Source organism: Streptomyces barringtoniae, from assembly GCF_020819595.1.
In the GTDB taxonomy this organism is placed as follows: domain Bacteria; phylum Actinomycetota; class Actinomycetes; order Streptomycetales; family Streptomycetaceae; genus Streptomyces; species Streptomyces barringtoniae.
Genome location: NZ_JAJHNP010000031.1, coordinates 56,556 through 69,544, shown reverse-complemented (window position 1 = coordinate 69,544; position 12,989 = coordinate 56,556). Strand labels below are relative to the sequence as shown.

Here is a 12,989-nt window from a genome sequence, read left to right as displayed (position 1 = left end):
AACCGGCGGCGGAGATGGCGGCGGGCGGCTTGGGGCCGTCGCCCCGCCTGGACGTGGGCATGACAGATGAAGGCATGGGGCCCTCCTGTTCGAAGGCTGAGGTGAAAGTGAAGTGCGTACGGGGATGGAGTGCGTACGGGCGTTGAGTGCGTACGGGGTGGGGACGAGTTCGCGGGGCCGGGGTTCAGGCCTTGGCGCGGCGGATGTCGATGTTGCCGTGGCGGGTGCGGGCGCGGACCTCGACGGTGTCCTCGGTCTTCTCCGGGCTGTCGGAGGTGTTGAGGGTGTTGCGTACCTGGCCGGAGCCCGAGCTGACGTCGAGCCAGGCGGCCGTGCCCTGGCGGACGCCGACCTCGATGGCGCCGTAGGCGGTCTCCAACTGGACCTTGCCCCGGGCCACTTCACCCACGCGCAAGGTGCCGTGGGCGGTGGTGGCGGTCACCGAGGCCTCGGCACGCTCGATGCTGATGTCGCCGTTGGCGCCGCTGACCCGCAGCTCGCCGGTGGCGGCGCGGACGGTCGTGGTGCCGTGGGAGTTCTTCAGCACGGCGGGTCCGTCCACGAGGCCGACGCGCAGGCTGCCGGAGCTGGTGGTGATCTCGGCCGGGCCTTCGGCGCGGTCCACGGTGATCGAGCCGTGCGACGCGGTCAGGTGCAGCGGGCCGGTCGCATCGAAGCGCACATCACCCGATGAGGTCTTCACGCGGACCTCGCCGAGCCGGCCCTCGCCGAGCACCTGGGTCCAGGCACCGGTCATGTCGATGCGCGAGCCCGTGGGCAGGTCGACCGTCACATCGACGACGCCGGTGCGGCCGAACAGGCTGGACTTGGGCGTCCGGACGGTCAGAACACCGCTCGCGTAGGTGACCTCGGTCTGCTCGGCCGCGCGCACGTCCAGGTTCTTCTTCGGGTCACGGGGCCGCACCTCGACGACCGTGTCGGCCCGCTCGCCCGCGGTGAACTGGATGGAACCGGCTTCCACACGCGCGGTGACCGCGATCGCTTCGGGAGTGTCGAAAGAAGGCATGGCTGTCCCGTCCTCGTGAGTCTTCAGGACGTCCCCGCCGGTGGGACGTGATGTGGTGTGGGCGAAGTGGCGCGGGCAAGGGTGCGCGGCTAGCGCACCCAGCCCGTGAAGCTCTGACCGACGGCCTGGGCCCGCTCCGGTGTACGCGGGCGGGTGCCGCCCTCGACGGCGGCCGACACGGCCCGCACCAGCCAGGCGTTGACCGACAGGCCCTCGCGGCTCGCGGCCTCCTCGGCACGCGCCTTGAGGTGCGCGGGCAGACGCAGATTGACGCGGGCGGTGCCGCCCTCGTCGCCGTCGGCCGGGACCGGGGTCCTGAACGGCTCGACGGGCGCGGCCGGCTCCGCGATGGCGCCGCCGTCGGTCGGCGGTGGCGTCACCACGAAGTCGGGCTCCAGCCCGCGCAGTCGTACGTCGACCGAACCGGGCGCAAGCTCGCGTGTGATCTCGTCCATCGCCGCGGAGAGCACGTTGAGCAGGGTCAGCCGGGTCGCCGACTCCAAAGGAGCGGTGAGTCGCTCGGCCAGCTCGCGGGCGTCTTCCCCGCCGGCCTCGGCGGCCACCGCGAGTTCACGGCGGAGTGTGTCGACATACGGCGTGAGGTCCATGACGTCATCATGGCAGCATCATGGCGCCATGCGCAAGTCTGCATGGCGCCTCGCGGGGACAGTCGCGAGGATCGGGCGTCCTACCCGCGGAAACGCCTAGGCGATGACCTGGGCCATGGCCGCGGCAAGCGCGCTCACGCACCTTTGGAAGCGCGAAATGGCGCCGGATGGCACCAAATAATGCCAAGCGGTGCCACCCGGCGCCATGTGGCGTCGGGTGGCATACGCGTCAGGCAGCGGGTTCTCCACCGACCGTTCGCCCGGTGCGGGGCCTGCAGGTCACTGGGGCTGGTTCCCGTGCTTGCGGGAGGGCTGCGCCACGTACTTGGTGCGCAGCACGGCAAGCGCGTCGATCAGCCTGACGCGGGTCTCCGCGGGGTCGATGACGTCGTCCACCAGGCCGCGTTCGGCGGCGTAGTACGGGTGCATGAGCTGGTCCCGGTACTCCTTGATGTGCTGCCTGCGGGCGGAGTCGGGATCGGCCGCGGCCGCGATCTCGCGCCGGAAGACGACGTTCGCGGCGCCCTCCGCCCCCATCACCGCGATCTCGTTGCCGGGCCAGGCCAGCGACACGTCCGAGCCGATGGACCGCGAGTCCATGACGATGTACGCGCCGCCGTAGGCCTTGCGCAGGATCAGCTGGATGCGGGGAACCGTCGCGTTGCAGTACGCGTACAGGAGTTTCGCGCCGTGCCGGATGATGCCGCCGTGCTCCTGGTCGACGCCGGGCAGGAATCCCGGCACGTCCACGAGGGTCACGAGCGGGATGTTGAAGGAGTCGCACATCTGCACGAAGCGGGCCGCCTTCTCGCTGCCCTTGATGTCGAGGACCCCGGCGAGCGAGGCGGGCTGGTTGGCGACGATGCCGACGACATGGCCGTCCAGACGGGCCAGGGCGCACACCACGTTGGGCGCCCATGCCTCGTGCACCTCGAAGAAGTCGCCGACGTCGACGAGCTCCTCGATGACCTCGCGCACGTCGTACGCGCTCTTTTCGTCGGACGGCACCAGGTCGCGCACGGCCGGGGTGAGCCGGTCGGGCCGGTCGGCGCAGGGTTCCGACGGCGGCAGCTCATGGTTGTTCGCGGGCAGGAAGGACAGCAGGTAGCGGACGTCGGCGAGGCAGCTCTCCTCGTCGTCGTAGGCGAATCCGGCGACTCCGGAGAGACCGGTGTGGGCGTCGGCGCCGCCCAGCTCGTCATGGCTGATCTGCTCCCCGGTGACGGCCTGCACCACGTCCGGCCCCGTGATGAACATCTGCGAGGTGCCGCGCACCATGAACACGAAGTCGGTCAGCGCCGGGGAGTAGGCCGCCCCGCCCGCGCAGGGGCCCATCATGACGCTGATCTGCGGGATGACCCCGGAGTTGCGGACGTTGCGCTGGAAGATCCCGCCGTACCCGGCGAGCGCGGTCACGCCTTCCTGGATGCGCGCCCCGGCGCCGTCGCACAGGCCCACGATCGGGGCCCCTGCGGTGGCGGCCATGTCCATGATCTTGTGGATCTTCTCGGCGTGCGCCTCGCCGAGGGAGCCTCCGAAGATCCTGAAGTCATGGGCGTACGCGAAGACGGTACGTCCGAACACCCGGCCCCAACCGGTGACCACGCCGTCGGTGTAAGGGCGCTTGTCCTCCAGGCCGAAGCCGCTCGCCCGGTGTCTGCGCAGCCCCTCGACCTCGGTGAACCGGCCGTCGTCGAAGAGGAGTTGGAGCCGCTCGCGGGCCGTGAGCTTGCCCTTGGCGTGCTGCGCCTCGGTGGCCTTGTCGCTGGGCCCTCGGCGCATGGCGTCACGTATGGCCTCGAGTTCGGCGACCGTTCCGCGCTGCTGCCCGACCGGCATGTCGTCCAGGGCGGTCATGGGTTTCCCCTTTCCGGCCGTCGTGATGAACCATCTGTCGTGATGAACCAGCGGCCAGCCTCCGCCATGTCACTCGAAGCCGGTTGGAGCGCTGGATGACGACCGCTCCGCCCGCACCGGCTCTCCACCGCCCCGCGAGCATCCGTCGAGCACGGAAGGGGACGCTCCCGGTCGTGAGCTCCGGTGCGACGGCCATGAGCCTTCGCGGAGCACCGAAACGCCCGCCGGCGTCCCCCACCATCCCCCGAGGGCACCGGCGGGCCTCCGGCGTGTGCCCGCTGCCGGTTGGACGGGGTGCCCGGCCGCCGCCCCGCTCGGCGCCCTGGAGCCCCGTAGGCCTGTCCCGCCGGCGGGACAAGGCAAGTCGACAGTGGTGGGCACCGTACCGGCACCGAGTTGTCTTGAAGCACTGATCCACGTGCGTGAACGTGGAGGTGACGGAACGACGTCAGAGGCTCAGTGGAATGAGGGGGAACGACGTGGGAGACACCCGCACGGACACGGATGTGGTGATCGCGGGCGCCGGGCCCACGGGCCTGATGCTCGCCTGCGAACTGCGCCTGGCAGGCACCGACGTCACGGTGGTCGAGAAGCTCGCCGAGCGGTCGGGCGAGTCCCGCGCCGGCGGCATACACTCCCGGACCCTGGAAGTCCTCGACCAACGCGGCGTCCTCGACCGCTTCCTCGCCGAAGGCGAACTACAGCCCGTGGGCCACTTCTCCGGCCTCTACCTGGAATTCGACGAGTCCGAGTCCAGGCACCCGTACCCGCTGATGATCCTGCAGTCCGCCATCGAGCGGCTGCTGGAGGAGTGGGCCGCCGAACTCGGTGTGCGGGTGCGCCGCTCGTGCGAGGTGAGCGGGATCAGCCAGGACCAGGACGGCGTGACCATCGAGCTGGCCACGGCGACGGCACCCGAGGTGCTGCGCGCCCGCTACCTCGTCGGCTGCGACGGCGGACGCAGCACCGTCCGCAAGCTCGCGGGCATCGACTTCCCCGGCACCGAACCCACCATGACCGCCCTCATCGGCGACGTCGAACTTCCCGACCTGCCCGAGGACTACGTCTGGGTACGCCGCACGCCGGTCGGCGACTACTCCGCCATCGCTTTCGAACCCGGCTGGCACCGCGTCATCACCTCCGAGTTCGACCGCGTCCCCGACCACCAACCCGTCACCTTCGAGCAGCTGCGAGAATCCCTGATCAGGGTTGCGGGCACCGACTTCGGCATGCGCAACCCCCGCTGGGTCTCCCGCTTCAGCGACGCCGCGCGCCAGGCCGACCGCTACCGGACGGGCCGCATCCTGCTCGCCGGCGACGCCGCCCACATCCACTTCCCCGCCGGCGGCCAAGGACTCAACATGGGCGTCCAGGACGCCGTCAACCTCGGCTGGAAGCTCGCCTCCGTCGTCCACGGCCACGCACCCGAAAGCCTCCTGGACACCTACCACGCCGAACGCCACCCCGTCGCCGAACGCGTCCTGCACAACACCCGCGCACAATCGGCCCTCGTCCGTCCCGGCCCCCAGACCGACGCGCTCCGCGACGTCTTCGGTTCGCTGATGGTCTTCGACGAGGTCAACCAGTACCTGCGCCACCTGCTCAACGCACTCGACATCCGCTACCCCACCGACTCCGACCACCCGCTGACCGGCCGCCGCGTCCCCGACGCCGACCTCGGCACGCCGGAGGGCGTCAGCCGCGTCTACGAACTCCTCCACGCCGGCCGGCCCGTCCTGCTCGACCTGCACGGCAGCGCCGAGGTGACGGCGGTGGCCAAGGGCTGGGCCGACCGCGTCGACCTCGCCGAGGCACGCAGCGAGGAGGAGCACTGGACCGTCCCCGCCCTCGGCGACATCCCCGCCCCCACCGCACTCCTCATCCGCCCCGACGGCCACATCGCCTGGGCGACCGACGACGACACACCCGACACCAGCGCCCTCCGCACCGCCCTCACCACCTGGTTCGGCCCGGCCCTGCAGGGGTGACACACACCGAGACGAACGGACGAAGGGACACACCGACAGTGACCAGCACGTGGTTCCGACGCTTCACCACGGCCGCGGGGGACGGGCCGCGGCTCGTGTGCTTCCCGCATGCGGGGGGCTCCGCTACGGCGTTCAAGGACCTGGCGCACACGCTGCCCGCGAACTTCGACGTGGTGTCCGTGCAGTACCCCGGGCGCCAGGACCGCTACGGCGAAACGCCGTTCACGGCCCTGACCCCGCTCATCGAGGCGGTGGCCGCGGAGCTGACCCGGGAACTGGCCGCGGACCCCGGACGGCCGTACGCCCTGTTCGGCCACAGCATGGGCGCGCTCGTCGCGTTCGAGACGGCCCTGCTGCTCGCCCGGGGTGAACTGCCGGGCCCGCAGCGGCTGTTCCTGTCCGGCCGGGGCGGCCCGGAGACCGACAGCGCCCCCTACCACCTCTTCGGCGACGCCGAGGTGCTGGACGACGTGCGCAGGCTGGGCGGCACCGACCAGGCCATGCTCGACGACCCCGACCTCCTGGAGCTGGTGCTGCCGGCGCTGCGCGCCGACTACCGGGCCCTCGGCACGTACAGCTGGCACGGGGGTGAGCCGCTCACCGCTCCGGTGACCGCCCTGACCGGGGACAGCGACCCGATGACGACGGTCGAGGATGTTCGGACCTGGCGGGCGTACACCACCGGCGACTTCGATGTGAAGGTCTTCTCCGGCGGCCACTTCTACCTCTTCGACCACCTCGACGGGGTCGCCGCGGCCGTCACCGAGGGGCTGCTCACGCAGGCCGCCGTTTCCTGACCGGCCGCCTGCAGCGAGGGGCCCGGCCGACCGTGAACGGTCGGCCGGGCCCCTCGCGCATCCCTCACGCGTACGTGTAGAAACCGCGGCCCGACTTCTTGCCCAGCAGACCGCCCTCGACCATGCGCAGCAGCAGCGGCGGAGGTGCGTACAGCGGCTCCTTGAACTCCTCGTACATGGCCTGCGCGATGGACACGGTCGTGTCCAGGCCGATGAGGTCGGCGAGCCGCAGCGGACCCATCGGATGCGAACAGCCCTGCACCATGCCCTGGTCGACGACCTCGGCCGTCGCCAGGCCGGACTCGACCATCCGGACGGCGGACAGCAGGTACGGGAACAGCAGCGCGTTGACCAGGAAGCCCGCCCGGTCCGGCGAGGCGATCGGCTTCTTGCCCAGGACGTCGCGGACGAAGGCCAGCGCCCGCGCGCTCACCGCCTCGTCCGTCAGCACCGAGGCGACGAGTTCGACGAGCGGCAGCGCCGGCACCGGGTTGAAGAAGTGCATGCCGAGCACCTGGCCCGGGCGGCGGGTCGCGGCGGAGAGCCGTACGACCGGGATCGAGGACGTGTTGGTCGCCAGGATGGCGTCCGGGTCCTCGACGATCTTGTCGATGGTGGCGAAGAGGTCCAGCTTGAGCTGCTCGTCCTCCTTGACCGCCTCGATCACCAGCTGTCGGTCGGCCAGTTCGGCGAGGTCACGGGTGTACGACACCCGGCCCAGCGCCGCGTCGCGCTCCTGCTCGGTCAGCTTGCCCTTGGCCACGCCCCGGTCGAGGGACGTGGCCAGCTTTTGCGGCGCCGTCACCAGCGACGACTCGGAGAACACGGCGACCGTCACGTTCAGCCCGGCCTTCGCGCACAGTTCGGCGATGCCGGTGCCCATGATGCCGCTGCCGACGACACCCACCCGGTCGATGTCCGTACCGGTGTTCTGCGTGGACGTGGTCATGCGTGGGCCCCCCAGGTCAGAAGTGATGCTCCGATCGACATGCCGCCGCCGAACCCGGCGAGCAGCACCAGGTCGCCCGGCGACAGCGCTCCCGTGCGGTTGGCCTCGTCGAGTGCGACCGGCACCGAGGCACTGCCGACGTTGCCGTACCTGATCAGGGTGCGGTGGGTCTGCGCGGCGCCCAGCCCGGTGCGCTCGACGACCTCGCCGAGCATCACGCCGTTGGCCTGGTGCGGTATGAAGTGGTCGACCGCTGCGATGTCCACGCCGGCCCTGCGCGCCAGCGCGAGCAGCGCCGGCGGCACGTGCTCGGCGACGAAGTCGCGTACCCCGCGGCCGTCCATCCTGAAGAAGTGGTCGCCCTCCGCGACGGTCGCCGCCGACGCCGGCTTGCGGCTGCCGCCGGCCTCGACACGGATGAGGTGGTGTGCGTCGCCGCGGCTGGACAGGTCGCCGGCGATGATCCCGTACGGCTCCGGTACCTCCGCGACGACCGCGGCTCCGGCGCCGTCGGCGAACAGGACGGCCGTCTTGCGGTCGGTGAAGTCCAGGATCCGCGAGTACACGTCCGCCCCGATCACCAGCACCCGGGTGTCCGGCCGCACGGTCACCAGGCTGTGGGCCAGCGACAGCGCGTAGACGAAGCCGCTGCACACGACATTGATGTCGAAGCAGGCCGCACCGTAGGCGCCCAGGCCGTGCTGCACCAGGTACGACGTGGGCGGCTGCGGGAAGTCCCCGGTGGAGGTCGAGACGATGATGTAGTCGATCTGCTCCGCGGTCAGCTCCGCCTGCTCCAGCGCGCGTTCGGCGGCCTTCACCGCCAGGTCGGACGTCGCCTCGTGCGGGGCCGCGTAGCGGCGTGACCGGATCTGTGTCTTGCGCTCGATCCACTCCGCGGTGACGCCGACGCGCTCGGCGACCTCCTCGTTGCCCACCTCGTGCTTGGGCAGGTAGGAGCCGGTGGAGAGTATTCCGATCCCCATGTCATGACACCTCTGCGGTATCGGGCACACCAGAGCCGCGCAGCGGGTTGAGCCGCGCCGCCCCGATCTTCTTGCGCAGTTCGGGATCGGTGACGCCGAGCCCTTCCTCGGGCGCGAGGCAGAGCACGCCGACCTTTCCGGTGTGCCGGTTCATCTGGACCAGCCGTGCGGCCTCGCCCACTTCCTTCAGCGGAAACACCTCGGAGAGAACGGGGGAGAGATGTCCCAGCCGGAAGAGCCGGTTGCACTCCGCCTGCTCCTGGAGGTTCGCGGCGTGACTGCCCACGATCCGCTTGAGGTTCATCCAGAGGTAACGGTTGTCGAAATGGTGGTCGTAGCCCGTGCTCGACCCGCAGGTGACGACCACCCCGCCCTTGCGTACGACGAACACCGAGATCCCGAACGTGGCCCGTCCGACGTAGTCGAACACGACGTGCGGGTCCTCGCCGACCTGCCGCCGGATCTCCCGCCCGAGCCGCTTGCCCAGCTCGATCGTGCGCTCCGGGGTGAGCGCGTCGTCGCCGCCCATGCCGATCTCGTTGCGGTTGATGACCACGTCGCAGCCGAGGCGGCGCAGCACCTCGGCCTTGCGCTCGGAGCTGACCACGCCGACGGCGATACCGCCCGCGTTCTTCACCATCTGCACCGCGAAGGCGCCGAGACCGCCTGTCGCACCCCAGATGAGCACGATGTCGCCCTGCTTGATCCGCGCGCCGTTGTCACTGACCAGCATCCGGTACGAGGTCGCCGCGGTCAGCAGCACACCCGCCGACTCCTCCCAGGTCAGATGCGCCGGCTTGGGCAGCAGCTGGCTCGCGCGCACCACCGCGTAGTGGGCGAGCCCGCCGAAGTTCGTCTCGTAACCCCAGATCCGTTGTCCCGAGCCGAGCATCGCGTCGGCGTGCGTCGCCGGTTCCTGCTCGTCGACCTGGACACAGCTGGCGACGACGTGGTCGCCCACCTTCCAGTGCCGTACCCCGGCCCCGACCCGTACGACGACCCCGGCCGCGTCCGACCCCACGACCTGGTGCGGCAGGTCGTGCCGGGCGGCGTACCCGCCCTGGCGGGCATAGCGCTTGAGGAACTCGAACGTGGGCACCGGCTCGAACGTCGCCGACCACACCGTGTTGTAGTTGATGGAACTCGCCATGACGGCGACGACCACCTCGTCCGGGGCGAGGTCCGGCATCGGGACCCGCCCGACATGCAGCGACTTGCGGACGTCCTTGTCCTCCACGCCGTCGAACATGCCGAGGTCCGAGGCCAGGAGATGTGCTGCCTCGTATTCCGATGGAAGTTCGTGTCGCCCGATCTCTTCCGGGCCGGCCCCAGACAGCAGGGCTTCTGTCAAAGAATCCATGACTCCCTTTCTCCTTTGCAGTGCCACAGGAAAGCCGCTGCTGACTGGACCAGAACCCGAGAATCCGCTGACGGGAATGCGGTTGAGCGGCGGACAGCGGTCAGAGGACCGCACCCTCCTTCGTCCGCCTGCGCAGGCTGGGCCTGCTGGACTGGCCGAGGTCCTTCCACATGTCCGACAGGCCCATGATGGTGCGCGCCGCGAACAGCCTGCGGATGGACACCTCCTGCTTCAGTTCCGACCGGATCAGGCCGACGAGCCGGATCGCCCGCAGCGAGTTGCCGCCGAGGTCGAAGAAGTCCTCGTCGATGCCCACCCGGTCCAGCTCGAGCACCTCCGCGAACGCCTTGGCCAGGACCCGTTCGGTGTCGTTGCGCGGTGCCCGGTAGGTGCGCTCGTCGAACTCGGGTTCCGGCAGCGCCGCCCGGTCCACCCTGCCGCCCGCCGTCACCGGCAGGCGTTCCAGCACCGTGAACACCGACGGCACCATGGACTCCGGCAGCCATCCCGCGGCGAACCGGCGCAGCTCGTCGGCCGAGACGGCCTGGCCGCCCACCGGGACGACATAGGCGACCAGGCGCTGCTGCCCGGAGCCGTCCTGCCTGACGACCACGACCGACTGCGCGAGCCCGGTGTGCTCGGAGAGCACCTCTTCGACCTCGGCCAACTCGACCCGGACGCCCCGGACATCGGCCTGGGCGTCGGCCCGGGCCACGTACTCGAGCCGGCCGTCGGTGCCCCACCGCACGCGGTCCCCGGTGCGGTGCATGAGCCCTCCGGCCGGACCGAACGGGCAGGGCACGAAGCGCTCCGCGGTCGGTCCGGGGCGCCCGGGGTATCCGCGCACCACACCGGGCCCGGCCACGTACAGTTCTCCGGTCACGCCGACGGGGACCGGTGCCAGGCCCGGGCCCAGGACGTAGAGAGCGGTGTTGTCCGTCGGGCGGCCGACCGTGCCCGCGTGGCGCACCGGTTCGTCCGCGGCCAGGCGATGGCACGCGGCGAACACGGTCGATTCGGTCAGGCCGTGGCCGTTGACGATCGTCAGCTCGGGGCAGGCCTCCCGGACCCGGCGCAGCGCGGCCGCGGACACGCGGTCCCCGCCGGTCCACACCTCGCGCAGCCCGGCGAGGCACTCGGGGCGCTCGGCGGCGATCGCCGAGAACAGGCTCGCGGGCAGCCACACCGTGGAGATCCCGTGCGCCGCGCGCGCCTTGCTCAGCGTGTCGGTGTCGAGTTCCCCGGGGGGAGCCACGACCACCCGGCCGCCGCCCAGCAGGGGCACCCACAGTTCGAGGGCGAGCGCGTCGGAGGTGTGCGGCGCGTGCCACAGCACGGTGCCGTGGCCGGCTTCCTGCCAGTGGTGGTCCAGGACGAACCGCTCCATGTTGCGGTGCGTCACCCCGACTCCGGTGGCCGCGCCGGCCGTTCCGGAGTCGTACAGCACGGCCAGCAGGTTGTCCTGGTGGAGGAGGGCGCCCGGAGCGGCGTTGCCGTCGCTGTCCGCGGTGTCCGACGCGAGGTCGTCGAGCACGAGCGTGGGGACGTCCAGGCCGGCGGGGAGCAGTTCGGCCGTCGCCGCGTCGGTGAGCAGTGCGCGCGCCGGGGCCTCGGCGATCCGCGAGGCGATGCGCTCCGCCGGGGACGCCGGGTCGATCGGCAGGTAGGCTCCGCCCGCCTTGACCACGCCCAGCAGGGCGACGGCGAGGTCCACCGACCGGGGCAGCGCCACCGCCACGACCGTCTCGGGTCCGACGTGCCGCCGGCGCAGCGCCTCGGCCAGCCGGCTGGAGCGCTCGTCCAGCTCCCGGTACGAGACCGTCACGTCGCCGGAGACCAGCGCGACGGCGTCGGGCTGCCGCTCCGCGACCCGGGCGAACAGCTGAGGAACCGTCAGTCCGGGGAGCGGCGCGTGCGTGTCGTTCGGCGCCCTCAGCACCTGGTGCCGCTCGGCACCGCTCACCACGTCCAGGGCGCCGACCGGCTGCGCGCCGGCGGCCACGACGGCACGGATGTACGCGATCAGCTCCTCGCCGATGAAGCGCAGTTCCGCACGGTGGTACAGGCGTGCGGGGGCGTCGAGCCGGATGAAGAGGTCGCTGTCGGGGCTGCCGTCGGTGTAGACGCCGATCGACAGTTCCTCGAACGTCCCGGTCGTCGCGCCGGAGTAGCGCGCCGGGCTGTCGCCGAAGCGGAGCTGCTCCACGAACTCGACGACGTTGACGACGGCCCCGTAACTGCCGCGTCCGCTCAGGACGGTTCCGGCGGCGCGCTGGATGTCCGAGTAGTGGCAGGCGGTGTGGTCGAAGAGGTCGTAGGTCTGGTCGACGAGCATGTCGGCGATCTCGGTGAAGGTCGCGTTGAGGTCGATCGCCACCCGCACCGGCACCACGTTCACCGCGAGGCCGGGCGTCCGGCTCGCCACGCCGACCCGGTTGCCCACGGCCAGGGAGAGGAGGAACTCCGGCCGATCGCAGCGGTGGCGCAGGAACACCGCCGTGGCCGCGGTCAGCATCTGTGACATCCACACGCCCATGGACTGCGCGGTCTCGGTCCACACGTCCGCCTCGGCGCGGGGAACGGTCAGCGTCCGGCTCACCATGCCGATGGTCTCGGCCACCTCCGACCAGCGGTCGGCGCTGCTCATCGGCTCCGACAGCGCGGACCGCTGGTCGTCGGAGAGGGCGACACGCGGAACCTGCGCGGGCGGGGGCGCATCGGTCAGGTAGTCGCGCCAGAATTCCGAGTCCTCGGTGAACTTCTGGGAGGCGAGGTACTCCGTCGCCTCGGTCGCGAACGACTCGGTGTCCCACGGGTGCGGCAGTTCGGGCACGTGCTCGCCGCGCACCAGCGCCGTGTACACCTCGGCGAGGCGCTTGGACAGCAGGCCGCCCGCGCCGAACCCGTCCGATATGAGGTGGTGGTAGGCGATCACCAGGAGGTGGCGGGTCTCCGCGAGTTTGACCACACCGAGCCGGAACAGCAGATCCCGTTCCAGGTCGAACGGCCGGCGCACCAGGTCGGCCAGGGCTTCGCGCGCCGCCTGCTCGGGGTCGGCCTCGGCGCTGAGATCCAGGAAGAACGGCCGCCAGTCCCCCAGTTCGCGGGGGATGAGGCGCAGTCCGCCGCCGTCGTCGGCGAAGTTGACGCGCAGCACCTCCGCCTCGCCCATCACGTGCAGGAACGCCGACCGGATGACGGCCGCGTCCAGCTCGCCGTCCACATCCCACATGGTCAGCGCATGGTTCGGCGTGTCGGGAGCCATTTCCTGCGCCCGCCACATGCCTTTATGCGCAGACGACGCACCGAACGAACGCACAGAGATCAACCCCTCGAACAAACAAACCGGGACACCGGAGGAATTCGCAGATCACCCCCATGGTCGGGCGGGGTGGGTCAGCCGTTCAAGACAACTTG

9 protein-coding genes are annotated in these 12,989 nt (G+C 70.9%); 2 read left to right on the top strand and 7 right to left on the bottom strand.

Going from position 1 to position 12,989, the window contains the following annotated elements; all coding sequences use genetic code 11:
* Positions 1-184: 184 nt before the first annotated feature.
* From LMU33_RS37840 to LMU33_RS37830, 3 genes are all read right to left on the bottom strand, one after another.
* Positions 185-1,027 (bottom strand): DUF4097 family beta strand repeat-containing protein, encoded by an 843-nt coding sequence (locus tag LMU33_RS37840; RefSeq protein WP_228626064.1) that lies wholly within the window; start codon positions 1,025-1,027, stop codon positions 185-187.
* An 89-nt stretch (positions 1,028-1,116) separates the two neighbouring features.
* Positions 1,117-1,635 carry a toxin-antitoxin system HicB family antitoxin gene (locus LMU33_RS37835; protein ID WP_228626062.1) on the bottom strand — a complete coding sequence of 173 codons (519 nt, stop codon included), beginning with the start codon at positions 1,633-1,635 and terminating at the stop codon, positions 1,117-1,119.
* A 279-nt stretch (positions 1,636-1,914) separates the two neighbouring features.
* Entirely contained in the window at positions 1,915-3,492 is a 1,578-nt protein-coding gene (locus tag LMU33_RS37830) for an acyl-CoA carboxylase subunit beta (protein ID WP_228626060.1), read from the bottom strand.
* A gap of 479 nt (positions 3,493-3,971) precedes the next feature.
* On the opposite strand from LMU33_RS37830, the gene LMU33_RS37825 reads away from it, so the two are divergent.
* Positions 3,972-5,480 (top strand): FAD-dependent monooxygenase, encoded by a 1,509-nt coding sequence (locus LMU33_RS37825; RefSeq protein WP_308280841.1) that lies wholly within the window; start codon positions 3,972-3,974, stop codon positions 5,478-5,480.
* A 38-nt stretch (positions 5,481-5,518) separates the two neighbouring features.
* Complete coding sequence (locus tag LMU33_RS37820; RefSeq protein ID WP_228626056.1) at positions 5,519-6,277, top strand: thioesterase II family protein; 759 nt, start codon at positions 5,519-5,521, stop codon at positions 6,275-6,277.
* A 64-nt stretch (positions 6,278-6,341) separates the two neighbouring features.
* Here LMU33_RS37820 and LMU33_RS37815 read toward each other — a convergent pair whose 3' ends face one another.
* From LMU33_RS37815 to LMU33_RS37800, 4 genes are all read right to left on the bottom strand, one after another.
* The gene (locus LMU33_RS37815; protein ID WP_228626054.1) at positions 6,342-7,226 is read right to left on the bottom strand and encodes a 3-hydroxybutyryl-CoA dehydrogenase; all 885 of its coding nucleotides are present in this window, start codon (positions 7,224-7,226) and stop codon (positions 6,342-6,344) included.
* On the bottom strand, positions 7,223-8,212 hold the full coding sequence (locus LMU33_RS37810; protein WP_228626052.1) for a 3-oxoacyl-ACP synthase III family protein: 990 nt from the start codon (positions 8,210-8,212) through the stop codon (positions 7,223-7,225). Before LMU33_RS37810 ends, LMU33_RS37815 begins: the two co-directional genes overlap by 4 nt.
* A 1-nt stretch (position 8,213) precedes the next feature.
* Positions 8,214-9,572, bottom strand: a complete 1,359-nt coding sequence (gene ccrA / locus LMU33_RS37805; protein ID WP_228626051.1) for a crotonyl-CoA carboxylase/reductase — start codon at positions 9,570-9,572, stop codon at positions 8,214-8,216.
* 100 nt (positions 9,573-9,672) lie between these two features.
* Positions 9,673-12,891 (bottom strand): non-ribosomal peptide synthetase, encoded by a 3,219-nt coding sequence (locus LMU33_RS37800; protein ID WP_228626049.1) that lies wholly within the window; start codon positions 12,889-12,891, stop codon positions 9,673-9,675.
* Positions 12,892-12,989 lie beyond the last annotated feature (98 nt).

Excerpts from the sequence above, each read along its gene's own strand:
- LMU33_RS37840 (WP_228626064.1), bottom strand. The coding sequence starts at position 1,027 with ATGCCTTCTTTCGACACTCCCGAAGCGATCGCGGTCACCGCGCGTGTG.
- LMU33_RS37835 (WP_228626062.1), bottom strand. The coding sequence starts at position 1,635 with ATGGACCTCACGCCGTATGTCGACACACTCCGCCGTGAACTCGCGGTG.
- LMU33_RS37830 (WP_228626060.1), bottom strand. The coding sequence starts at position 3,492 with ATGACCGCCCTGGACGACATGCCGGTCGGGCAGCAGCGCGGAACGGTC.
- LMU33_RS37815 (WP_228626054.1), bottom strand. The coding sequence starts at position 7,226 with ATGACCACGTCCACGCAGAACACCGGTACGGACATCGACCGGGTGGGT.
- LMU33_RS37810 (WP_228626052.1), bottom strand. The coding sequence starts at position 8,212 with ATGGGGATCGGAATACTCTCCACCGGCTCCTACCTGCCCAAGCACGAG.
- ccrA (WP_228626051.1), bottom strand. The coding sequence starts at position 9,572 with ATGGATTCTTTGACAGAAGCCCTGCTGTCTGGGGCCGGCCCGGAAGAG.